This window comes from Corynebacterium sp. HMSC034B08 (assembly GCF_001835805.1).
Taxonomy (GTDB): domain Bacteria; phylum Actinomycetota; class Actinomycetes; order Mycobacteriales; family Mycobacteriaceae; genus Corynebacterium; species Corynebacterium coyleae.
In genome coordinates this window covers 71,499-94,585 of sequence record NZ_KV825958.1, presented here as the reverse complement: position 1 = coordinate 94,585, position 23,087 = coordinate 71,499, and the positions used below count along the sequence as shown (strand labels likewise).

Below are 23,087 nucleotides of genomic sequence, written 5' to 3'. Positions count from 1 at the left end.
GTTAAGGCTCCTTCGTGATAACCGGCTGCGGGTCGTGTGCCGGGTTGATCGGGTCGGGGTGTGCGTCCACCGGGTTTTCCGGCGGTAGTGGCTCGGGGATGGACGGCAGTGGGTTTTCGGCTTCGTCGCGCGAGTAGTCCAGGTCGGACAGGTCGGCGCCGGGGCGCAGGTAGCCGCCGAGTGCGTTGATGGCGGCGGTGACCATGCCGAGCACGGCGAGGTAGATGCCGAAGTCGAAGATCAGGGAGGTGGTCATGTGTTCGCCGGCGATCTCGCCGTGGATGGCGTACATGAACCCGCCTTCGATGAAGCCGAGGAAGCCGGAGGAGATTGCGATGATGATGCCCCAGCCGGTGAGTCGGATTGGGGTGAAGTTCTTCACCACGTCGGCGTCCGAGCCGCGGGAAAGGTAGTTGATGGCGAATGCGGTTGCCATGACCAGTGCTGCGACGAAGCCGCCACCTGGTGCGGTGTGGCCGCGGAAGAAGATCAGTACCGACAGCACGACGAGCACTGGGGCGACAAGCGCGGCGGCCTTGCGCAGCGGGATGGAGTTCAACTGCGATTGGCCGAACGGGCGCGGGCGTGTGCCGGCTTCGAACACGTGGCGTGGCATGGAGGCGACCACGGCGGCGATGACCACGGCGGCCATGCCGAGGACGGAGAGTTCGCCGAGGGTATCGAATCCACGGAACTCCACGATGATCACTGCGACGATGTTGTCGGCGCCGGTGAGATCGCCGCCTTCGGTGAGGTACCACTCGGCGAGTTCGGAGCGGCCGCGGCGGCCGGTCAGCCCGTAGACGCCGAAGAAGGCAACGACGCCGGCGAGCAGTGCGAATACAGCAGCGAGTGCTTTACGACGAGCCTTTGTCTCCGGGAACATGCGCGGCTGGTAGCGCAGCACAACCAGGATGACCACGACGGTGAGTGCCTCGACGAGGAACTGGGTCAGAGCCACGTCCGGGGCGCCGAGCATGAACATCTGCAGGGTCATGCCCACACCTACGGTGCCCAGCAGCACGGCGGAGGCCAAGCGGGAGCGGGTGAACACCATGCCAAGCACCGACATGGCGATGATGGCGAATGGGATGAGGTCCCACCACACGTCCAGGCCTTCGGCGCGGTCAGCTGGGGTCACACCGTCGATGCCGTCGGTGAGTGCGATGACGCACAGGCCCATGGCGGTAACGGATGCCAGTAGCGGGAAGAGGTGGCGTGACGGGTTGAAGCCGTCGGCCAGCTTGCCCAGGTGTTCACCGAAGTCGGACAGGCCGCGGGTGATCCGGAAGAGGACCTCGGGGCCGTCGGTAGGCAGGAGTTGCTTGTTGCGCAGTGCCTCGAAGACGGGTTTGCGGAAGGCAACTGCGAAGATCACGCCGGCGACCAGAACGATCAGGGAGACGATGAACGGCGGGGTCAGGCCGTGCCAGATGGCGAGGTGGGTGGTGAAGGTGTCGTCGCCAGTAATAGCGCGCACGCCTGCGGAGACGGGGTTGTCTACCCAGAACAGCATGAATGGCAGGACCGCGGAGGTCAGGCCTGGCAGTGCGGCCGGCAGCCAGAGGGCGACGGGTGCTTCGTGGACGTGCGACATGTCCTTCGGGCCGTCGACGAACGCGCCGAAGACAATCTTCAGCGAGTACAGGAACGTCAGGAATGCGGCAAACCCGGCGATGATGAGCAGGGCCATGCCGTAGGGCGCCTCGTGGAAGGCGTCCAGGATGGATTCCTTGGACACGAAGCCGAACAGCGGCGGTACCGCAGCCATGGAGGCGGCCGCGACCACGGTGGAGGCGAACGTGAACGGCATCTTGTCGTAGAGCTTGCCCAGACGTCGCATGTCGCGGGTGCCGGCCTCGTGGTCGACCACACCGATGAGCATGAACAGCGAGGACTTAAACAGTGCGTGCGCCAACGTGTGGGTCAGCGCGGCGGCCAGGCCGATGGGGGAGCCAACGCCGATGGCGGCGACGATCCAGCCGAGGTGCGACACAGTGGAGTAGGCGGTCAGGTGCTTCAGGTCCGTCTTGGTGATGGCAAAGCACGCCGACATGATCGCCGTGAACAGGCCGATGATGACCAGCAGGTAGTTCCAGGCCGCGACGTCCGAGAACACAGTGGAGAAGCGCAGCAGCAAGTACACGCCGGCTTTGACCACGGCGGCGGCGTGCAGGAACGCGGACACCGGGGTGGCGGCCGCCATGGCTTCGGGCAGCCAGAAGTGGAACGGGAACTGCGCAGCCTTGGTGAATGCGGAGAACGCGATCAGCAGTGCGACAACGACGGTGACGCGGTTGTCGCCCCACACGTCCGCAGCCAAAATATCCGTCAGGCGCGTCGTGCCTGCTTGGATGGCGGCGACCGCAAGGCCCGCCAAAAGCGTCAGGCCGCCGAAGAAGGTGAGGATCAGGGTGCGGTACGAGCCGGCCTCACCCGACGAGCCGGAGCGGGCGATCAGCATGAACGACGCGATGGAGACGAGCTCCCAGGCGATGAAGAGCAGCACGGCGTCGTCGGCAAGCACAAGCAACAGCACGGACAGCGTGAAGGCCGTCATGATGGTGTAGAAACTCGTGTTGCCTTGCTTTTCGGGCAGGTAGGCGGCGGAGTAGACGAACACTACACCGCCGATGACCAGCGCAAGCAGCGCGAAGAAGATGCCTAAGCCGTCGGCGCGCAGTGCGAACTCGATCGCGGAGCCGGTACCCATCACATCGCGCGCCCACACAAACGACCACAACAGGTCGCTGCCTTGGGAAACGTCGGTGAAGTTGGTGCCCAGCACACCTGCGGCAGCGAACAGTAACGCCGCGAGCGGGTACCCGGCTTTCCTGTCCATGACTCGCACCAGCAGCGGCGAAAGCACCACCGTTGCTGCAACGAGCCCGATGACGAGGGGGAGAGTCATGGTGAACCCTTTTCAAAGGTTTGTAAGGGATTGGCAATGAACGTTAAAGACAGTATCAAGCTGCACGAGCGGGCGGTGCGCCTCCCGCAGAACACATGTGACTGGTGATAAGAACAGTTGCATGAAATCGGACAACGCGTTGCGGTTGGTGTGTGCTCTGTTGGCGCTGGTGGTTGGCGTGTTTATGCCGTTATCTCCGGCGTCCACGTGGGCGAACGCCGCGCGCGATGCGGAGGTGTCCGGCGCCCCGCAGGTTGGTGCGGACAACCTTGGGGATGCACGCCGTGCAGCCGGTGAGGCGGGCCAGCAGGCGAAGGTGCTCAAGGAAGGCGCCAGCAAGTTAGCAGAAGGTGTTGGTGAGGCGCAGGGCCAGACCCAGCAGCTTCTCGACGCCCTCGCCGCCGCCCAGGCCGGCTCCCAGCAGTTGTCCGACGGCATGGTGCAACTCCAGGCAGGCACCGGACAGTTGGGGGCGGGCGCGACCCAGCTGGCGGATTCCATCGGCGAGGTGGTCAACCAGGTCACAGGTTTTGAGGCGGTGCGCGGCCAGGTGGTCGGCGCGATTGACCGCTCGCTCGCTGAGCTGAAGGATGCGAAGGATCCGGATGCGGTCCAGGCCCGCGACTCGCTCAAGGGTCTGCGTGAGCAAGCCCAGACCGCCCAGTTGCCGCCGGATGTGGTGGCGAAGATGAACCAACTGCGCGACGGTTCCCGCGACCTTGCCAACCAGCTCGCCGTTCCGGGATACAGCTACCACGACGGTATATATACAGCCACCAACGGCGCTGCCGAGTTGGCCGCGGGCCTGCGCGAGTTGCAGGGACAGACCGCACAGGCCACCGGTGGTATCGACGAGTTGGTCGCCGGCGTGCAAAAGATCGACCAGATGGCCGGCATGAACGCCGACAAAGTCTCCGCGGTACGTGCGGCCCTTCCGGTGCCCGCAGCCGCGCCGGGCACCCCGGGTGCGGAGCAGACCGGATCGACGCTTGCGCCAATTGCCGCGATGTTGCTCGCCGCGATGGCGGTGCTGGGCGGTACGGCGCTCGCAGCAGCATTTTGCCTATCGACGCGCACCCGCCGGTGGATCATCCTCCCCGGCGCAATCATTATCGCGGCGGCCGGCACCATCCTGGCCGGTGTCCTCGGCGCAGGCCTTGGCGCGCAGGAATACGCGGTGGTCGCCGCTGGACTGTTGGCTGGCACGCTGGCATCCGCGGGGCTTGCCGCAGTGTTGATGCGTTTGTGTGGTCTGGCTGTCGGGTTGGGGGTTGCCGCGGTGGTCGCGCTGACACAGACCGGTCTCGTCGGTTGGGTCTGGCGTACCGCCACCACCGCGCAGGTAGACGCGGTGTGGGCCGCGCTTTCGCAGGCAGTACCTATGCATTGGACAACTGTCGCGGTGTCTGCCGCCGGCAATGGCGGGGACTACCGAGGCGTGGTCGCCGCACTGTTGCTGTCCGCGTTGCTTGCCGCAGCGGGGCTGGCGGGGGTGTGGCGCCGAACCGCCGAGCAAACCGCCACCTAGACATGCGTCCGGTACGCCTCTAAAATGTGATGTCATCTATTGCTTAGCTGTCTGGGCTAAGCGAAGGTTACAAAACAGCTACCTGATCGAGAAGCCGCTTTCACGGCCCCGTCGAGTGGCTTAACAGAGGAGTATCACATGGCCGAATCATCTCGGCGTTTTCGTAAGTCAACGTCTACTAGCATCGCGGCAACATCTGCGATTGCGCTCGCGCTTGGTGGCCTGAGCGTCGTCGGCCCGGGCCCGCTGGCACCGTACGCCGCGGCTGCCACATTGTCCGGCGGCATCCGCGACAAGTCCGGCGCGGTAGAGAAGGGCGCCCAGAAGGCCTCCGACCTGCCGGCCGGATCATGTGTTGTTTCAGAGACCGACACCGCTAACCACAGCCAGGCTGGTTTCAGCTGGAACACCCTAGAGCCAGGTACAGATAGCCCCGACAAGACCCTGTGGGGCTTAAGCGTCTCCTTTGATAACTCGAAGGACCGCACATTCGCCGATTGGTCCTTCACCAATGGCGCGAACCTTGGCAAGGTCTTGGGTACCGGCAATGTGCCTTCCATGGAGGCCGGCCAGACCTTCCTTGACAAGAGCGTCACGCACAAGGCTGACGAAAGCATCGAAATTACTGGTTCTCGCGACCAACGAAACCTAAATCTCTACGCAGATCTCACTGCTGAGAAGGTCAAGCAGTTCGCTTCGGCCACTGCCGAGAATCCCGTGCGCTACGCCTGGCAGAGCAACTACAAGAAGGACAATCCTTCGGGCCTGAAAGCCACGGAAGGTGACAGCTCTGTATTCAGCGCTACTGTAAACCCGTGGCCGAGCGAGAACATTGAATGTAACCCGATTACGGTGTCGTGGGAGAACTGGGAGAAGCACGTCATCGTGCCCGGTGACGAAACCAAGGTCGGTACCGTCAACATTCCTGCTGTGCAGAACGACGGCGAGGACGACTCCATGTCCCGCATGGTCGTGGAGGCCTATGACGGCAACGGCAAGTTCATCGGCACCACCGACCCGGAAGCCTCCGGTGGTACGCAGAACCTGCGTATCGACGAAAAGACCGGTGACATCTACTTCACCTGGCCGGAGTACCGCGGTACTGACCTGGCGACCGACAAGAACGTCAACTTCTCCGTTCTGGCGAAGCCGCGCAGCGTGGACCAGCTCAAGGCTGCTGCTGACCACAACAACGAATGGGGCAAAAATAAGGCCTTCGACAGCTCCAACTCGCTGAATCGCTACAGCAAGGCGAACGTCATCGACTCCAAGGCGTTCTCGCTGGATGACACCGAGTACCACGCCCCGAAGTACGACAAGACGGACGCGTCGATCATCTCCGGCGTCGATAGTGCTACCGGTCCGATTGCTACCGAGCCGCAGAAGGTCACCTTCACCCAGACCCCTGACCTGATCAAGGAACTGGCGAAGAAGAAGGATCAGAAGGGGTTCGAAGCTAAGGCCACTCTTGACGAGAAGTACGTCTACGAAGGCTGGACCGTGGAGATGGACGAGGACTACAACGTCACCGTCACCGCCCCAGAGAACCCGAGGCCGGGCACCTTTGCTCAGGTCCAGGTTGTGGTGGAGTACTCGAACGGCTCTACCGACGTACTTCAACTCATGGTGGTTGTTGATCCAAACAACACCCAGGTCACTGACCTGGTACGCCCGGGCCTGACCAAGGGCAAAATCGGTGAGGACCTCACCGCTCAGGTGGGCACCAAGTCCATCATGAAGGGCCACAAGCCAGTCCACCCGGCCAAGTTCGAGATCGACGAGTCCACCGTGCCTGAAGGTTGGAAGGTCACCGTCGATGAGACTGGCAAGGTCACCGCGAAGGCGAACGACACCGTCGCACCGGGCACCGTCATCACCCCGAAGGTGAAGGCGACCTACCCGGATGGCACTACAGATCCGATTGAGGTCCAGTTCCAGGCGGTCGTCGACATCAAGATCCCTGAATACGACACGGTGACGAAGAAGCCGAACGAAGAAGCCTCGCAGACGCCAACGCTCCCTGAGCGTGGCTTGAGTGGTAACACGACCGACGAGGCTCCGTTCAAGTACACGCCTGACAAAGACACCATGGAGATCGCTAAAAGAGTCAGCACTGTTGACGAAGAAACCGGCGAAGAAAAGGTGACGTGGACGTGGCCGTTTGAAGACGAGGGGGGCAAGTGGACCATCACGCTCGACGAGAAAACCGGTCGGATCGACACGAAGATTCCGCGTACCGCGCCCGAGGGGCACAAGCTTGATGTCCCGGTCCTTGCGCACTACAGCGAGGAAAGCGAGGCAGATCCGCAGGACGTTAAGGCCACCTTTGTGGTACTGCGTGGCGACAATGCTCCAACATACGACGTACAGGTCACTGGCCCGAACCAGGCTGTGAACCATAACGTTCAGGACGCACCAAAGGGCTCCAAGTACTCCTTCGGCATCGACGAGAACGGCGCGCCGATCACTGAGCAGGAAGTTGACGGTTGGAAATACAAGGTTGATCCGAACACCGGTGTTGTATCTTCCACCCCGCCGGCAAACTCCAAGCCGGGTGACAAGAAGACCATCAACGTCACGGTGACCACCCCGAACGGCTTGACCCCGCTGGTGCCAGTCACCACCGTGGTGAAGCTGACCAACAGCTGGGAAGCTGAGCCGGTTGTTCCGTCACAGACCGTCTACCCGGGTGATACCGCAACCTCGCCGATCTCCGTCGAGAAGCCAAAAGAGATCAACCTTCATCCGGACAAGCCGTTCACCATCGACCCGGAGGGCCTCGAGGCCACCGGCGAGAACAACGAGTTCGGCAACCCGACCTACACGGTGAAGACCGACAACGGTGACTGGATCGTCGGCCTGGATGACAAGGGCAACGTCATCTCCACTTCCCCGGATACCGCTGAACCGGGCGACAAGATCGACGTCCCGGTCATCGTGACCTACGAGGACGGCTCAAAGGACAACACCACCGCGACGGTCAACGTCGTCGACGTCCCGGAGCGTGAGCTTCCGTTCGAGGTCGAGTACAAGTTCTCTGATCAAATCCCTGCCGGCAAGTACAAGGTGGAAACCGAAGGCAAGCCTGGCAAGGAGAAGATGAACAAGGACCGCAAGTGGGAGCGCGTCGTTGATCCGGAAACCAAGAAGCCGATGGACCCGGTCAACGAGGTCGTCCTCATCGGCACCAAGCCTGCCGAGAGCGTCAAGGACGTCAAGTGGACGTTCCCGATTCCGTACCCGACTGAGGTTCGCGAGAATCCGGAGCTCAAGCCTGGCGAGATGAAGACCGTCCAGGAAGGTGAGAACGGCGAGAAGACCTACACCGCCAAGTTCACCTCCAAGGGCTCTGAAGCACAGGTTGCTGAGGATGAAACCACCAAGGAGCCAGTCACTCGCATCATCGAGGTCGGCCCGGGCATCCCGGATGAGGAGTTGACCAGCAAGAAGACTCAAGAGGTTCCGTTCGAGATCGAGTACGTCTACGACGACAACCTCGAGTCCGGCAAGCAAGTTGTCGACGAAGAGGGCGTCCCGGGTGAGCAGACGATTACCTCCACCCAGAAGATCAAGGACGGCAAGCCGGACGGCGAACCGAGCATCAACATCGAGCAGACCAAGGCCCCGAAGAAGGCCAAGATCCGCATCGGCACCAAGACCACTGGTGAGAACACCGAGACCTACAAGGCTGAGGCCCCGTACAAGGTCGTCGTTAAGTACGACCCGAACATGCCTGCCGGTGAGTCCAAGGTGACCACCAAGGGTGAGCTGGGCGAGAAGACGGTGACGATCAAGCGTGACATCACCAACTCGAAGCCTGGCGATCCGCAGATCACTGAGAAGATCACCAAGGAGCCGGTAGATGAGGTCATCACCGTCGGCACCAAGCCGTCCGAGGCCTCCGAAAAGGTCACCTGGACTGCCCAGGTTCCGTTCGACGTTGAAACCCGTCCGAACCCGGAGTTGAAGCCGGGTGAGATCAAGGTAGCCCAGAAGGGCGAGCCGGGTGAGAAGACCTACACCGCAGATTTTGCGGCCACGGGCGACCAGGCAACGGTCACGCCGGAGGAGAAGCAGACCAAGGATCCGGTTAACCAGATCATCGAGTACGGCCCGGCGGCCGAGGACACCTCTGTGGTGACCAAGGTTGAAAAGCCTGTTCCGTTTGAGACTGAGATTGTCTTCGACAACACCCTTAAGGAGGGTGAGCAGGTCGTCGATCAGCAGGGTGAACTTGGCACTGAGGTTGTCACCTCTACCCAGAAGATTGTCGACGGTAAGCCGTCCGGCGATCCGAAGGTGACCTCTGAGCAGACGAAGGCTCCGAAGAACGCGAAGATCCGTGTTGGCACCAAGACCACCGGTGAGACCAAAAAGACCGTTGAGTCTGAGGTTCCGTTCGGTGTGAAGATCGAGTTCGACCCGAACCTGCCTGCTGGTACCTCTGAGGTTGTCACTGAGGGCAAGCCGGGTAAGAAGACCACCACGGTGACCCAGAAGGTCACCAACTCTCAGCCGGATGGCGAAGCCACCGTTGAGGAGAAGGTCACCGAGCAGCCTGTCGATCAGGTGATCAAGGTTGGCACCAAGCCAGCCGAGGCATCCGAAAAGGTCACCTGGACAGCACCGGTTCCGTTCGGCGTTGAGACTCGTCCGAACCCGGAGCTGAAGCCGGGTGAGATCAAGGTCGTCCAGAAGGGCGTACCGGGTGAGAAGACCTACACGGCTGACTTCACTGCTAAGGGTGACCAGGCGACTGTGACCCCTGAGGAGAAGCAGACCAAGGACCCGGTCAACGAGATCATCGAGTACGGTCCGGCAATCGAAGACGGTGAAATTGTCACCCAGGTGAAGAAGCCGGTTCCGTTCGAGACCGAGATCGTCTACGACGATACCCTGGAATATGGCACGCAGAAGGTTGACCAGCAGGGCGAGCTTGGTGAAGATGTTGAGACCTCCACCCAGAAGATCGTCGATGGCAAGCCTTCCGGTGATCCAAAGGTGACCACTGAGCGCACCAAGGAGCCGGTCAAGCAGATCATCCGCGTTGGTACCAAGAAGGCAACGACTCCGCCGACCGACGAGCCGACCCCACCGGTCGAGCCGAAGGAAGTCGAGCTTCCGTACACTACGAAGATCATCTACGACGAGACGCTCGAGCCTGGTCAGGAAATCGTGGACCAGGAAGGTGCGAACGGCAAGGTCGAGGTGACCGTCGAGAATGGTCAGCCTTCGGTGAAGGTCGTGAAGGAGCCAGTCGAGAAGATCATCCGTGTTGGCACCAAGCCGCCGGCTGGTCAGGAGTGGAAGGAACGGATCCCGTTTGAGGTGAAGGTCAAGCTTGACCCCACCATCCCGGCGGGTGAGCACAAGGTTGAACAGGAAGGTAAGCCCGGCCTGGTTCAGCACAACTCTGACGGCACCGAAGAGACGCTCGTTGAGAAGCAGGATCACGTCATCCTCATCGGCACCAAGCCGGCCGACCCGACTGACCCGGAGAACCCGGATCAGCCGACGCCTGAAGGTGAGCTCGATATCAACGTCCGCTACACCACCCGGATCGTTTACGACCCGAACCTGAAGCCAGGCGAGGAAGTCGAAGATGTTGCTGGTAAGGACGGCCGCTACACCATCAAGGTTGTCGACGGCAAGCCTGTCGCCGAGATGGTGGAGAAGCCAGTCGAGCGCGTAGTCCGCGTTGGCACCAAGCCGCCGGCGGGCACCAGCTGGACTGAGGAGATCGCCTACGACTACGAGGTCATCGAGGACTCCGAACTTGAAGCTGGCAAGCACGAGGTTGTGCAGCCGGGTAAGCCTGGCGAGCGCATCCACCGTGAAGACGGCAGCTTCGTCGAGGTTCCTGCGCAGAAGCTGATCATCAAGGTTGGCACGAAGAAGCCGGCTGATCCGAGCGAGCCGACCGACCCGAGCAAGCCGACCGACCCGTCGACGCCTGCCGATCCGAAGGACCCGCAGGGCTCTTCCGATAAGGCGAAGCGCTGCGTGGCCAACGCGTTTGCGAAGAACAGCCCGATCCTGTGGCTGCTGCCGATCGGCGTCCTCGCCGGCATTGGCTACGGCGTGAACGAGGCGTTCGGTCCGCAGATCCAGAAGGCATCCGCGGAGCTCAACGCTCGCTTCCAGGAGTCCATGCCGAAGCACGATTGGGGCCACGGTAGCCGCGGCCGCCAGTGGGAGCAGCCTGAGTGGGCTCGCGAACTGCAGATGAAGGCAGACGCCATCAACCGCCAGTTCGCAGGCTACGGCGAGCAGCTCCAGCCGCTGGGTATTGCGCTTGGTGTCATCGCTGCAGCCAGCCTCACCGGTGTGCTGATTGCACAGGCCTGCCGCGAAGAGGGCTTCGACAACGGCATGACGGTGCTGGGCTCCTCGGAGCGTGTGACGTCCTCGGGCGAGACGGGCTCGTCGTCAAGCAAGGGCTCATCGGAGAACGCAGGTTCGTCGGAGAACGCAGGCTCCTCCAGTAAGTAGTCTGAACGCGTAAGCGAAGGGCGGTACCCGGTTGGGGGCCGCCCTTTTCGCATCTGCAGTTACCTAAAATTCACCTGAGCGTTCCTTATTAGAAATTTGCTGTGTTTAGGGTGTGCAGCGGTTCAAAAACCGTTTCATATTCTTCGGCTTCTCGTTATAAGGAACCCAACATGCGTTTCTCGCTAAAAGCAGCTACCGCGGTAGTCAGCGCTTCTGCGTTGGCTATTGCGAACCTGCCTACCTCCCTCGCACAGTCGGCGGAGCAGTCCTTCAACGGCAAGGACACCTGCATTTCCATCGATTCCAACGGCAACATCGTCGCCCCGCAGCCGGGTGACTGCACACAGTTCGGCAAGGGCGGCCAGGGCAACACCGACGCCCAGGCACGCAACGTCATCTTCATCCTGGGCGACGGCATGGGCCACCAGGAGATCACTGCTGCTCGTAATTACCTCAAGGGCGCTAACGGCCGCTTCGAGGGCCTCGACGAGCTGACCGCGGCAGGTGCTTACACGACCTTCGCTATCGGTGAGGATGGCAAGCGTCAGTACGTCACCGACTCCGCCGCGTCCGCAACGGGCTGGTCCACCGGCACGAAGACCTACAACGGTGCGCTATCCATCGATATCACCGGCAAGCCGCACGAGAACCTGCTGGAGATGGCGAAGAACGCCGGTATGCGCACCGGTAACGTCTCCACCGCGGAGATCCAGGATGCGACCCCGGGCGCGATGCACTCGCACATCTCCAAGCGCGGCTACTACGCGCCGTCCGGCGACGCGAAGCCGGTCAAGGGTGCTGAAGCTCGCGAAAACGGCGGTCTCGGCTCCATCTCCGAGCAGATCATCGACACCCGCGCCGACGTCACCCTGGGCGGCGGCCGCAAGTACTTCGACGCCGAGGTTCAGCAGGGTGGCGAGAACCGCAACCCGTTCCTGACCGACAAGAACGACGGCGGCGCCGACTGGGAGGCCGGCAAGTCCGTCCGCGAAAACGCGATTGCCAAGGGCTACCAGGTTGTCGACGACAAGCAGGGCCTCGAGGGCATCACCGTCGCGAACCAGGACCAGCCGGTGCTCGGCCTGTTCCACGACAAGAACATGACCCGCAAGTTCGAGCAGACCGTGCCGGTGAAGTCCGACGGCACCACCGAGCCGGAGGTCTGCAAGGAAGCTGATCGCGGCGACGAGCCGTCCGCAGCCGAGATGACCAAGAAGGCCATCGAGCTTCTCGACGACAAGAGCGCCGACAAGGGCTTCTTCCTCCAGGTCGAGTCCGCATCCATCGACAAGGCAGACCACGCAGCCGACGCCTGCGGCATGATCGGCGAGACCCAGCAAATCGACGAGGTTATTAAGGAAGCCCTCGACTTTGCCAAGGCGGACGGTGAGACCATGATCGTTGTCACCGCCGACCACGCGCACACCGCGGAAATCATCCCGGACGGCCGCCCGTCAGTGTCCGCCGTAACTCGCCTGAAGACGCCGAAGGACGGCACCACCATGTCCATCGGCTTCGGCACCCAGCCGTGGCTGGATGAGAACGGCAACCCGGTCTTTGACAAGAAGGCCAACGGCGACCCGTTCGACACCCCGAACTTCTCCATGATGCACACCGGCACCCAAGTGCGCATCGCAGGCTTCGGCCCGGGCTCCGAAAACGTCAACGGCCAGCTCGACCAAACCGACGCCTTCTACGTCATGGCGAATGCGCTCGGCCTCAACGGTGGCACCGAGGGTGGCCAGGAGCCGTGGAAGATCAACAAGGGCAACAAGGTCATCTCGCTGGCCAACCGCTCGAAGGCGAAGCCGGGTGACGAGCTGTGCTACCTCGTCTCTGCAGGCGAGGCCCCGAAGGTCGGCGACTGTGCCCAGTTCGGCACCGAGGGCCAGGGCATCGACAACGCCAAGGCGAAGAACGTCGTCCTGCTCATCGGCGACGGCACCGGCGACTCCGAGATCACCGCAGCGCGTAACTACCTTAAGGGCTCCGCAGGCCGCTTCGAGGGGCTCGACGACCTCGACTACACCGGCTACCTGACCACCTTCTCCCTGGACAAGGAAACCGGCCTGCCGAACTACGTCGGTGATTCCGCTGCGACCGGCACCGCCTGGAACTCCGGTGTGAAGACCTACAACGGCGCGGTCGGCGTGGACAACGCCGGCAAGCCGGTTGCCACCCTCGGCGAGATCGCAAAGGCCAAGGGCCTGAAGATCGGTAACGTCACCACCGCCGAGATCCAGGACGCTACTCCGGCAGCCTTCGCTGCACACGCAATCAAGCGTTCCTACTACGCACCGTCTGGCGACAAGAAGGTCGCAGAGGGCGAGCAGCTGCGTGAAAACGGCGGTCTTGGCTCCATCTCCGAGCAGATCGTTGACCTGCGTGCAGACGTCACCCTCGGTGGCGGCCGCAGCTACTTCAACACCGAGGTCGTCCAGGGCGGCCAGTGGGGCGAGAACGGTAACACCTGGACCGCAGGTAAGACTGTCCTGGAAAACGCGAAGGACAATGGCTACCAGGTTGTCACTAACGCCTCCGAGCTCGACGCGATCGCAGAGGCAAACGCCGACAAGCCGGTCCTCGGTCTGTTCTCCGAGGGCAACATGCCGCGCACGCTGAACCAGTCCATCCCGACCACTGACGGCGGCGATCTCGAGCCGGCCACCTGCGTGGCTAACCCTGAGTTCACCGAGGAGACCCCGCGTCTGGCAGCAATGACCTCCAAGGCGCTCGAGCTGCTGCAGAACGACAACGGCTTCCTGCTCCAGGTCGAGTCCGCATCCCCGGACAAGGCTGACCACCAGGCTGACGCCTGTGGCCTGATCGGCGAGGTCGGCCAGCTCGACGAGGCCGTCCAGGCTGTGCAGGACTGGGTTGAGAAGACCGGCGAGGAGACCCTGATCGTCGCCACCGCCGACCACGCTCACACCGCACAGATCACCTACGAGAACCAGAACACCGCTGGTCGCGTCACTCAGCTGACCACGGTTGAAGGCTCCACCATGGCCGTCAACTTCGCCACCTCCAAGACCAACGAGGACGAGGATGCGCTCGGCGGCCAGCAGCACACCGGTGCGCAGCTGCGTGTCGCAGCCTCCGGCCCGGGTGCCGCGAACCTCACCGGCCAGATCGACCAGACCGACCTCTTCTTTGTCAGCCTGAACGCGCTGGGCATCGATCCGGTCAACCACAATCTGACCTTTGAGAACAAGATGCAGCCGGTGGAGGAGACCACCGACGAGAACACCGCCGCCGGCTCCTCCGTCGACTCCCCGGCGCTCATCGCCACCCTGGCCATCGCAGGCATCGCGGGCCTCATCTCCTTGATTGCCCTGCTGGCCCCGTTTGCTGTCGACCGCGCCCTCGGCCCGATCGCGAAGTTCTAGCCAGAACTCGAAACCAAAAATAGCCACCGAGAACAAGATGTGTTCTCGGTGGCTATTTGCTAACTGCCAATCGGTGTGGGGAGATTGGCTAGCCTTCACTTTCCGAGATGGCTTCGGCTGCAGCAATGTAGCCAGCGATCATTGTCTTACCTACGTTTGACAGCGCCTCGTCGGACGGGAGAAATGATGGATCGTGCAGAGACGCCGTTTCGTTGTCGCTGTCTGCGACACCGACAAAGCACATAAGGGATGGGCAGATCTCTCCATAAAATGAGAAGTCGTCGGCGCCCATCGAACGCATCGTCTCTGCATTCGCGATGCCGAGGGAAGCGGCGTAGGCATCGAATTTCTCTGACAAAACTTCGGCGTTTACGAGCTCTGGTTCGCCTGGTTTGTATTCCACATTGACGGTGCAACCATATCCAGTTGCGATACCGGTTGCCATCGTGCGGATTGCCTCAACGATGTGCTCATTAATCGCAGATGTAGTGCTGCGGACAGTAGCGAAGATCCGTCCCGATCGTGGCAAAACATTCGCTGCACCCTGTCCTACCGCGATAGTGCCGATGCTTACCAAAGCAGGTGACATTGGGTCGGCGATCCTGCGTACAACCTCCGAGATGCCTACAGCGATTTGCGCCGTGGGAACAGCAGCGTCACACCCGTTGTGTGGGTACGCGCCGTGACCTCCCTTACCGGTTACCGAGATTGCAATCTCGCCAGCAGCAGCATTGACAAATCCAGAGCCTGCGGCAACTGCACCCGTGGGAATTGAGGGGTGAACGTGTGCGCCGATGACATGGCGGACGCCGAGTTGTTGAAGTTTTCCGGACTCTGCGATGTCGAGCGCACCGGATGGGTACGTTTCCTCACGCGGCTGCAGGATTGGTACAAGGCCATATGGCAGATCGAGGTTCTTCGCTGCTCTGATCACACCGGCCAAGGCTGCAAGGTGTACGTCGTGACCACAGGCATGCATCGCATCGTTTGTTGATGACCATTCCACCCCCGTCTCCTCTGTTACCGGCAGTGCGTCTAACTCTCCTCGGATGCCGATGGACGCACCCTCTGTCGGCCCGATTCGGCCGACCGCGCCAGTTTGAGCAACCGGCTCGAGTCGTACGCTCATCGTTTCGATCATCAAGTCAGTAGTGGGCTGTTCTTCGCCACTCACGAAGGGAGAACTGTGAATTTGTTTCCGTAGCTCCACGACATCGCTGAGGTACTTGTTGAATTCAGAAACCCACTGTTCCGCCAGCTGTTGAAGGTTTTCGCGCATCCTTAGCTTGGCTCCTTTTCGTTGCTGCTAGTTGTAGATACACCGTACAAGCGCTGTGCGTTTTCGAATCCGATCATTTGCGCGACGCGGATGCATTCATCGATTGGCCATCCGTTGTGTTTGTGAAACTCTTCAAGCACTGACAAAAGTCCTTCACGGAACAGCAAAGTACCGATGTAATAAAGCTCGGGTAGGCCGAACGCATCTGTACTGAACAGAATCTTGCCGAAAGGTGCCAGTTCCAGTGACTCCGCAATTACTGCGCGTGACCGGGCACCGGTGTAGTTGATAGCCAGTCCAACATCGAAGTACACGTGTGGGAAAACATCTGCAAGGTAGCCCGCCTCTCGATGGAACGGATAGCAGTGCAGCAGGGTGAAGCGGGCACCGGATTCTAGAGAGGCGCGGAACAGATTCGTGAGTAGTAGCGGATTGCAGCGATGCAAGTCCACATCGTCGTCACCGTAGCCGATGTGGAGTTGGATCACCTGCGCACGATCGATGGCGAACCACAGCAAATGGCGAATGAGAGTGCTGTCCTCTAGTCGAAGCTTCCCGGAGGTTCTTACAAACCTTTCCGCCGCTGCAAGTACCTCCTGTTCAGAGGGGCGATCTGCATCGAAATCGAGACCAGTTCGGTATGCAGCGATGGACTTCACACCAGCTGCTGTAACAAGATGCTCGTCAAGCGTTACTCCGAGCTGGGTGAGGAATTCAGTGGCTTTGTCACCAACGGCTTCACCATCACGAACAGCTTCTGCCACTTGCTCTGCGACACGCTCGAGTCGGACAATCTCGTAAACAGTGCCTCCAGATGTTCGTCGAAAAGCATCCGGGTCAGTGATCGTGTCAGCGGCATGTCCGGTCTCCACGCCGAACTCCGCGATACCGGTCCTGCGGATGAAGCGTTTGTTGACTTCTTCTGATTCGAGTTCAGCACGGGCGGCGATGTAGTCGTCAGGACTTGCGAACGGATCAAGTCCCAGAACCGGTGCACACAGGTTGCGGACCTGGAAACCGATCTGCGAGTCGAACCGTGTCGTACCTGGAGTGGCCGCGCTTGAAGACTCAGAGATGAGCGCCTCGAATTCCTCGCGGGTTAGAGTGTCTGTGACCACGCCATGGCAATGGTGATCAAAGAGGGGGATCCGATCGATAGCATCTTGCAACTCGTTGTTAGTAGACATTCGCGTAAACCTCACACTGCTCAACGATGCTCTTGTCCTTCAGATGCTGGATCTCGTCGCGCTTGACCTTCAAGAATGTTTCTACCCAGGCATCTGAGAACCAAGAGCGTACGACCTCGTTTGTTTCAAAACGGTCTAGGGCTTCTTTAAGGCTCGCAGGTAGGTTTTCGTTGTCCTGCGATTCGAGCTCAGAGTAATCGTCGCCAGTCACTACCGGCACTGGGTCGAGGTTTTCCTCTATTCCGGCCATCCCCGCTCGGATAATCATGCCCATCAGGATCCAAGGGTTAGCGCCGATATCGCCGCCGCGGAATTCGAAGTGGAACTGTTTATCCGGTGTGCGTCCGTCGGCTTCGTTCGTCGGACAAATGCGTACCAAAGCCTCACGGTTCTGTTCGCCACAGAATGCTTGGGCAACCGACCAATTGTGTGGCTTGAGGCGCTCGTAGCTAACTGTCAATGGGGCAAATAAGCAGGTCATCGGCGCAGCGTACTTAACCAGTCCCGCGTTAAACTGACTCGCAATGCGCGACATCCGTCCGGGTCCGTCCGGATCAAATGCGACAACTTCGCCGTCGGTGCCGTACAACCCGTAATGGACATGAACTCCAGAACCGCCCTCGGAGGCAACCGGAACAGGGGAGAAAGTGACCTCACGGTCGTAGGCCTTAAAAACAGTGCGGACAATATCGCGAACCAAAATTGCACGATCCGCAGCAGTAACAGGGTCTGTCGGCTTGACAGTCAGCTCGTATTGATACGGCGCATACTCCGGCAGCCAGCATTCTGGGTTTACACCTGCGTTTTCCAGAACATTGAAGAGTGCACTCCCCACTGGCTCTCCGTCGACGAAGCTAGCGAACGAAAATGGGTGTGTCGCTTCTTTCGCGTGGCGTTCGGTGAACTCATGCTCAAACGCTGCGGTCATGACTAACCCATGTCGGTCGCGAAGCTCGTCGACCGCTTCCTTGAGGAAGTTACGAGCGCAAGATTCCCACGGAGTGCCATCGGTGTTGATCAGGTTTGCGAAGCTCAAAGAAAACGTTGGGATTTCCGGGATACCGGCGATTTCATAGGTTGCATCAGCATCTGCCACAAGACGAATATCACCAGTGGCATCGTAGGGAATTCCATCGACAATGTGACCGAGTGGCCCGATGCCTAGATTCGCTGGAACCCAGCCAACGCTCGCACCTTTTTCAAAATCTTTGGTGCTTATCGCCCGTCCTTTAGTGCGTGCGGAGATATCTGTGGTTGCCAGGAACGTGAACGTGCCGTTGTTGTGGATGCTCATGCGTCAATGTCTTCTTTCGTAAGTTTCTGCCCAATGTTCTGGGCAAGCTTGGGATTGAGGATGATGATTGAGAGGCCCAACAAGCACCACGCGCCAGAGAGCCAGGGGAAATATGTGTACGGTGCAACCTGTCCCACGACTTGGATGAGGTAAACGTAAACGAGGTAGCCCAGCGCCAAGATTGGGAAAACGATTTCCCAGACGGGAATGGAGGATTCCTTTTTCAGGATGAACCGGATCGCGCCAACAGAAGCCATGCCATAGGCGATGACCATGCACAGCGTCGCAATAGTTGCGTACCAGTAATAGACCTCAACATTGGTTCGGCCAGCGAATGCCATTCCAAGCGCAAACACCAACGCGATAATGTTGGTCGCCCATACTGCTTGTTTCGGAACACGAGTGTGCGGATCGCGGTTTGCAAAAACGGTCGGGCCGAAACCATCGCGGGCGAGAGTGTAAATGAGGCGTGACGTCGCAGTACTCGAGCTGAGGAACGCGCCAAATGCCACCGAGAACGCAATGACAGAGATCAGCACCGCGAACCATTGGCCGATGTACGCGGAGCCGAGCTCGGTCAGTGTCGACGATGCACCTGCGAAGCGTTCAACGCCGGCTTCGTCAGTGCCGAAACCGATTGTCTGAGCAAACATGACGAATACATAAATGACACCGCCGGTAACCACCGCGAGCAAGAGAGCCTTAGGGACCGTCTTTTTCGGCTCCGTTGTTTCCTCCCCGAGTGAGGAACCAGACTCAAATCCGGCCCAGGACAAGAAGGCGAAAACCGATGCGGTCATGATCGCGGACCATGAGTTTCCTGCAGGAGTGAGTGCTCCAAGATCAATCGATGTTTCGTACGGCGCTGTGCCGGCACTTACCTTTGACAGGATCACGACGGAGAGAATCAACATGGCGATGATGCCGATCAGGCCGATTACCAGTGTGACTCTCGCGGCCGAAGTGGAGTTTCGCAGGTTGAGGTACAGTCCTAGCGCTCCGATGAACAACGGAACCAAAATGCCGACGAACTGTGAAGATCCGGAGGAGAGCTCCGTCAGCATCGCTTCGAAAAACACCGAGCATGCGCCGAGGATGCATGTAGTCATGAAAATGTATGTGCCGAGCAACGCGAAACCACTAAAGAACCCGGCTTTTGGTCCGACTGTCACGCCAGCGAGGGCGTACACCGAGCCAGCGTGCGTAACTCGTTGCAATAGCCGTACAAAAGCGTAAGCAACGAACACTGCGCCAGCGAATGCCACTGCGAATGCGAACGGAACGGCTTCGCCGACAAGCCCCGCCACACCGATGCCGTTCAGTGACATTGCCATCACCGGGGCCATGAACCCCACCGAGATGGCAGTCACCTCCCATGTAGAGAGCATTTTCCGCTCAAGAGGAGGAGAAATATCTGCAGTTGTCGTCATCGATCATTCCTTCCAAAAAGCGGGATGAACGAATGCTACAAAAACTATGACTTAGGTCGCAGTAAATCATTGAATATGATTCAAAGCACACCAGATGCGAGATAGTAAAAGGCCCTGCCTCCAACGTGGATAAGGAGACAGGGTCGGTTTGGGGGGAGAACTACATGCCCAGCATCGGCAATGTGATGCCGAAGTGGGGCAGCGCGAAGACGAGGCCTGCCATCACCAGCAGTGCCGCAATCACCCCACCGACAATGGCCGGCACGTTCACGTCCGCCTTGGCGGTGGGGTATTTCACATCCGCCTGCATGCCCTTGGCGCAGGTTTCGGCGGCGGTGGCGTTGGCGTCGTCGATAAGCATGCGCTTCGCAGCGACCTTGCCGGACGGCGTTTCCGCCCACGCCTTGTACACGTCGCCATCCTTCGCGGTCAGCGGCGTCTCCATGTGCTTCGTGTCCGGGCCAACGCGCCACGAATTCGTATCAATCGCCTCCAGCGTGCGATTCACAGTCGGCTCCGACTCCTTCATCGTCTTCTGCGCATCCGCATACTTTGCGACGAGCCCCTCCGGCAACAACTTGCCAAACTCCGCCTTCTCACCCTTGAGCGCCTTCTCGTTCTCCGCGACAACGCCCGGGTAGACCTGCTCGACCGCAGCGATGAGGTCACGGGCCTGCTCGTAGTCACCGATCGCCTTGGACTCGTCGAACCACGACTCGATGAAACGCTTCTCGGCCGGCGCAAGCTTCACGGTGCACACGCCGTCCTTGTCCTTTGCGGCGACGGTGGCGGCGTTCGCCGGGGTGGCTGCGCCGGTCGCGGCGACAGCGCCAAGTGCGAGCGTTGCTGCAGTCGCGTACGCGGCGATACGGGTGGTGGTGCTGGTCATGGTTTTCCTCCTCGGAGTGTGAGTGTGTGTACGGGCTGTACAACCTCAGTGTCCAGGAAGACGTGTTGCGACAGCGTTAACGCGCGATGGTGGGGGCGTTGCCGGGTAGGATCCTGGGCGAAAACACCGTGTCAGAAGCAATGTGATGAACCAGGGGTGAATGGAAATTTCACAAATGCAGTTAGCCGCTTTGCTAGGCAATGGAGTTTCTCCATTGGAACCATCACCGGTCGATTACATTTTTATGTTGCTCACGTTGGTGGCTGTGGTGCTACTAGTTACCAGCTTGGTTGTATTTTTCAGGCAACCTAACAGACGACCTAACAGACGATGGTCGGATGTCTGGATCGTGCTCTTTCTGGTGTTCATACCCGTGGTAGGGCCGTTGGTGTATCTGCGGCATGTGCGGTCCAGCAAAAAGAGCGACAAAAAATCGTAGATGTGTGAGGCAAGGCCTAGTTTTGGGTTAAGCGTGGGGGCGTGGCCTGGGCAAAATAAAGAGTGGCCCCCGCATCCCACTGAAGGGATGAAAGGCCACTCAAGTTTGAAGCGCGCAACCACTTGCGCTTTCCGGGACTGCGAACTTAATCCCAGCCGGCTCGAGAGGTGGTGGGTTTTAGCCCAAATCCCTCGAGAACCCCAGTATAGAACTGGCATCAGTTAAATCAAGCATTTTCTGACCCAATCGTCACAATATAGAAACCGTGAGACTGGCGAAGATGGAGGATACGGGCACTCGATCAGGGAGCGAAAAAATCTTCGTGGCGCTGCCGACACGGACTATCGAATGCGAAAACCCGCCTCGGAAGGCGGGTTGTGTTGGTCGGGATAACAGGATTTGAACCTGCGACCTCTTCGTCCCGAACGAAGCGCGCTACCAAGCTGCGCCATATCCCGGTGGTATCTCGGACTGTTGTCCGCGGTACTCGAAACACAATACCCCTGGGGTTCGGTTTGGCCAAAACGGCAGGTTGTGTGCGTTTTGTTGCCGGTGTGGGGGCGTGGCGGTGGCGCGGTGGCGGTGTGGCGGCGGCGTGGCGGTGGCGCGGTGCGGCGCGGTGCGGCTTGGATCCAGCGCCACAAAAGACGATATCGGGATTTGCGTCCTCGTTTTTGCAAAAGCCCAGGTCGCGTTCCGGGAAAATCGCCAAATCCCGATATCGTCTTTTAGGCAGTTCGCGCGACCTGCGGCGGAGCAGGCAGAGCAGACGGAGCAGACGGAGCAGACGGAGCAGGCAAAGCAGCGGAGCGGCAGACGAACGGACGGGCCGACCAGCCCGCAACCGACCACCCCGCAACCGACCACCCCGCAGCCGGTCTACCCGCGCTCGACGACCCGGATCAGCGACGCGGACGGCGGGCAGAACAGGCGTACGGGCGCGTACTTGGACTGGCCGAGCCCGTTGGATACCTCCATCCACATGCGGCCGTAGCGGTGGAGGCCGGAGGCGCGTTCGCGGTCGATGTCGGCGTTGGTGACCAGGGCGCGGCCACCGGGTAGGCAGATCTGGCCGCCGTGGGTGTGGCCGGCCAGGGCGAGTTGGTAGCCGTCGGCTTCGAAGGCGTCGAGTACGCGCCGGTAGGGGGCGTGGAGCAGGCCGATGGCCAGGTCGGCGTCGGGGTTCGGCGAGCCGGCGATGGATGGGTAGTCGTCGAGGTCGTGGTGCGGGTCGTCGACACCCGCCAAAGCAAGGCGCACGCCGGAGGCTTTGAACTCCAGGCGGTTATGGGTGGCGTCGTGCCAGCCGCGCTCCATGAACGCCGCGCGCATGCCCTCCCACGGCAGGTCCACGTACGAGGGCTCGCGTTTGGCACCGGTGAGGTACTTCAGGGGGTTGACGGGGCGCGGCGCCCAGTAGTCGTTGGTGCCGAACACAAACGCGCCGGGGCGGTTGAGCAGCGGGCCGAGGGCGTCGAGCACCCAGGGCACGCCACCAAGGTCCGACAGGTTGTCGCCGGTGTTGATCACCAGGTCCGGGTCGAGCGCATCCAGCCCGGAGACGAACTCCACCTTCTCCTTCTGTCCGGGGATCATGTGGAGGTCGGATACGTGGAGGATGCGGAACTCGTTACGCTCGCGCAACACGCCTGGCTCCAGCAGCGGCAGGGTGTATTCGCGCAGTTGGAAGTTGTTGCGTTCGGTGAACCCCCAGGCGAGTGCGGAGGCTCCGGCGGCGAGGGTGGCTGCGGCGGCTTTCTTCAACGTCTTCACTCGCACCACTGTAATCTCGCAGGCATGAGTGCATTGAAAGACCAGATCCGCGCAGACCTCAAGGAAGCCATGAAGGCGAAGGAGAAGGAGCGCACCGGCACGATCCGTATGTTGCTGGCGGCGATCCAGACCGCTGAGACCGAGGGCACGAAGCACGAGGTCGATGATCAGGAGATTCAGAAGATCATCGCGCGTGAGATTAAGAAGCGCCGCGAGTCGGCCGAGATCTACCAGACCAACGGCCGCGACGATCTCGCTGAAACCGAGCTCGCCGAGGCGAACATCCTCGAGGCGTACCAGCCAAAGCAGTTGACGGACGATGAGCTCGCAGTGCTTATCGACGACACCGTGGCCGAAACCGGCGCCACCTCCATGGCGCAGATGGGGCAGGTCATGAAGGCCGCCACCGCCAAGGCCGCCGGCCGTGCTGATGGCAAGCGCATCTCCGAGGCTGTCAAGGCCCGCCTGAGCTAGCC

General features: G+C 60.5%; 11 protein-coding genes and 1 tRNA gene. 4 read left to right on the top strand and 8 right to left on the bottom strand.

All coding sequences use genetic code 11. The annotated features are described in order from the left end of the window. Position 1: 1 nt before the first annotated feature. Positions 2–2,911, bottom strand: a complete 2,910-nt coding sequence (locus HMPREF2656_RS05610) for a DUF4040 family protein (protein WP_070816068.1) — start codon at positions 2,909–2,911, stop codon at positions 2–4. A gap of 121 nt (positions 2,912–3,032) precedes the next feature. Here HMPREF2656_RS05610 and HMPREF2656_RS05605 point away from each other — a divergent pair, with 121 nt between their 5' ends. From HMPREF2656_RS05605 to HMPREF2656_RS05595, 3 genes are all read left to right on the top strand, one after another. After that, positions 3,033–4,439, top strand: a complete 1,407-nt coding sequence (locus HMPREF2656_RS05605) for a hypothetical protein (RefSeq protein WP_070816067.1) — start codon at positions 3,033–3,035, stop codon at positions 4,437–4,439. A 138-nt stretch (positions 4,440–4,577) separates the two neighbouring features. After that, positions 4,578–10,931: a G5 domain-containing protein gene (locus HMPREF2656_RS05600; protein ID WP_070816066.1), complete on the top strand. Its 6,354-nt coding sequence runs from the start codon at positions 4,578–4,580 to the stop codon at positions 10,929–10,931. A 170-nt stretch (positions 10,932–11,101) separates the two neighbouring features. Beyond that, entirely contained in the window at positions 11,102–14,320 is a 3,219-nt protein-coding gene (locus HMPREF2656_RS05595) for an alkaline phosphatase (protein ID WP_070816065.1), read from the top strand. An 88-nt stretch (positions 14,321–14,408) separates the two neighbouring features. Here HMPREF2656_RS05595 and HMPREF2656_RS05590 read toward each other — a convergent pair whose 3' ends face one another. The 7 genes from HMPREF2656_RS05590 to HMPREF2656_RS05560 all read right to left on the bottom strand — a co-directional run bounded on the left by HMPREF2656_RS05590 (position 14,409) and on the right by HMPREF2656_RS05560 (position 22,602). Continuing rightward, entirely contained in the window at positions 14,409–15,599 is a 1,191-nt protein-coding gene (locus HMPREF2656_RS05590) for a M20 metallopeptidase family protein (RefSeq protein WP_070816064.1), read from the bottom strand. A gap of 2 nt (positions 15,600–15,601) precedes the next feature. Continuing rightward, on the bottom strand, positions 15,602–16,786 hold the full coding sequence (locus HMPREF2656_RS05585) for an amidohydrolase family protein (RefSeq protein ID WP_070421559.1): 1,185 nt from the start codon (positions 16,784–16,786) through the stop codon (positions 15,602–15,604). After that, positions 16,776–18,080: a type I glutamate--ammonia ligase gene (locus tag HMPREF2656_RS05580; RefSeq protein WP_070570775.1), complete on the bottom strand. Its 1,305-nt coding sequence runs from the start codon at positions 18,078–18,080 to the stop codon at positions 16,776–16,778. Before HMPREF2656_RS05580 ends, HMPREF2656_RS05585 begins: the two co-directional genes overlap by 11 nt. Then, positions 18,077–19,510, bottom strand: a complete 1,434-nt coding sequence (locus tag HMPREF2656_RS05575; RefSeq protein WP_083319453.1) for an APC family permease — start codon at positions 19,508–19,510, stop codon at positions 18,077–18,079. Before HMPREF2656_RS05575 ends, HMPREF2656_RS05580 begins: the two co-directional genes overlap by 4 nt. Before the next feature lie 160 nt (positions 19,511–19,670). Next, positions 19,671–20,399 carry a hypothetical protein gene (locus HMPREF2656_RS05570; protein WP_070816062.1) on the bottom strand — a complete coding sequence of 243 codons (729 nt, stop codon included), beginning with the start codon at positions 20,397–20,399 and terminating at the stop codon, positions 19,671–19,673. Positions 20,400–21,219: 820 nt separating this feature from the next. After that, a tRNA-Pro gene (locus HMPREF2656_RS05565) sits at positions 21,220–21,296 on the bottom strand. Between the two features lie 421 nt (positions 21,297–21,717). Continuing rightward, positions 21,718–22,602, bottom strand: coding sequence for a metallophosphoesterase (locus HMPREF2656_RS05560; RefSeq protein ID WP_371440649.1), 885 nt, complete (start codon positions 22,600–22,602; stop codon positions 21,718–21,720). 33 nt (positions 22,603–22,635) lie between these two features. Between HMPREF2656_RS05560 and HMPREF2656_RS05555 the strand changes: the two genes are divergently transcribed. Then, positions 22,636–23,085: a GatB/YqeY domain-containing protein gene (locus HMPREF2656_RS05555; protein WP_070614334.1), complete on the top strand. Its 450-nt coding sequence runs from the start codon at positions 22,636–22,638 to the stop codon at positions 23,083–23,085. Positions 23,086–23,087: the final 2 nt, after the last annotated feature.

Bases quoted from the DNA above. Each gene is read 5' to 3' on its own strand.
- HMPREF2656_RS05555 (WP_070614334.1), top strand. From the start codon at position 22,636: ATGAGTGCATTGAAAGACCAGATCCGCGCAGACCTCAAGGAAGCCATG.
- HMPREF2656_RS05605 (WP_070816067.1), top strand. From the start codon at position 3,033: ATGAAATCGGACAACGCGTTGCGGTTGGTGTGTGCTCTGTTGGCGCTG.
- HMPREF2656_RS05600 (WP_070816066.1), top strand. From the start codon at position 4,578: ATGGCCGAATCATCTCGGCGTTTTCGTAAGTCAACGTCTACTAGCATC.
- HMPREF2656_RS05590 (WP_070816064.1), bottom strand. From the start codon at position 15,599: ATGCGCGAAAACCTTCAACAGCTGGCGGAACAGTGGGTTTCTGAATTC.
- HMPREF2656_RS05595 (WP_070816065.1), top strand. From the start codon at position 11,102: ATGCGTTTCTCGCTAAAAGCAGCTACCGCGGTAGTCAGCGCTTCTGCG.
- HMPREF2656_RS05585 (WP_070421559.1), bottom strand. From the start codon at position 16,786: ATGTCTACTAACAACGAGTTGCAAGATGCTATCGATCGGATCCCCCTC.
- HMPREF2656_RS05580 (WP_070570775.1), bottom strand. From the start codon at position 18,080: ATGAGCATCCACAACAACGGCACGTTCACGTTCCTGGCAACCACAGAT.
- HMPREF2656_RS05610 (WP_070816068.1), bottom strand. From the start codon at position 2,911: ATGACTCTCCCCCTCGTCATCGGGCTCGTTGCAGCAACGGTGGTGCTT.
- HMPREF2656_RS05570 (WP_070816062.1), bottom strand. From the start codon at position 20,399: ATGACCAGCACCACCACCCGTATCGCCGCGTACGCGACTGCAGCAACG.
- HMPREF2656_RS05575 (WP_083319453.1), bottom strand. From the start codon at position 19,510: ATGACGACAACTGCAGATATTTCTCCTCCTCTTGAGCGGAAAATGCTC.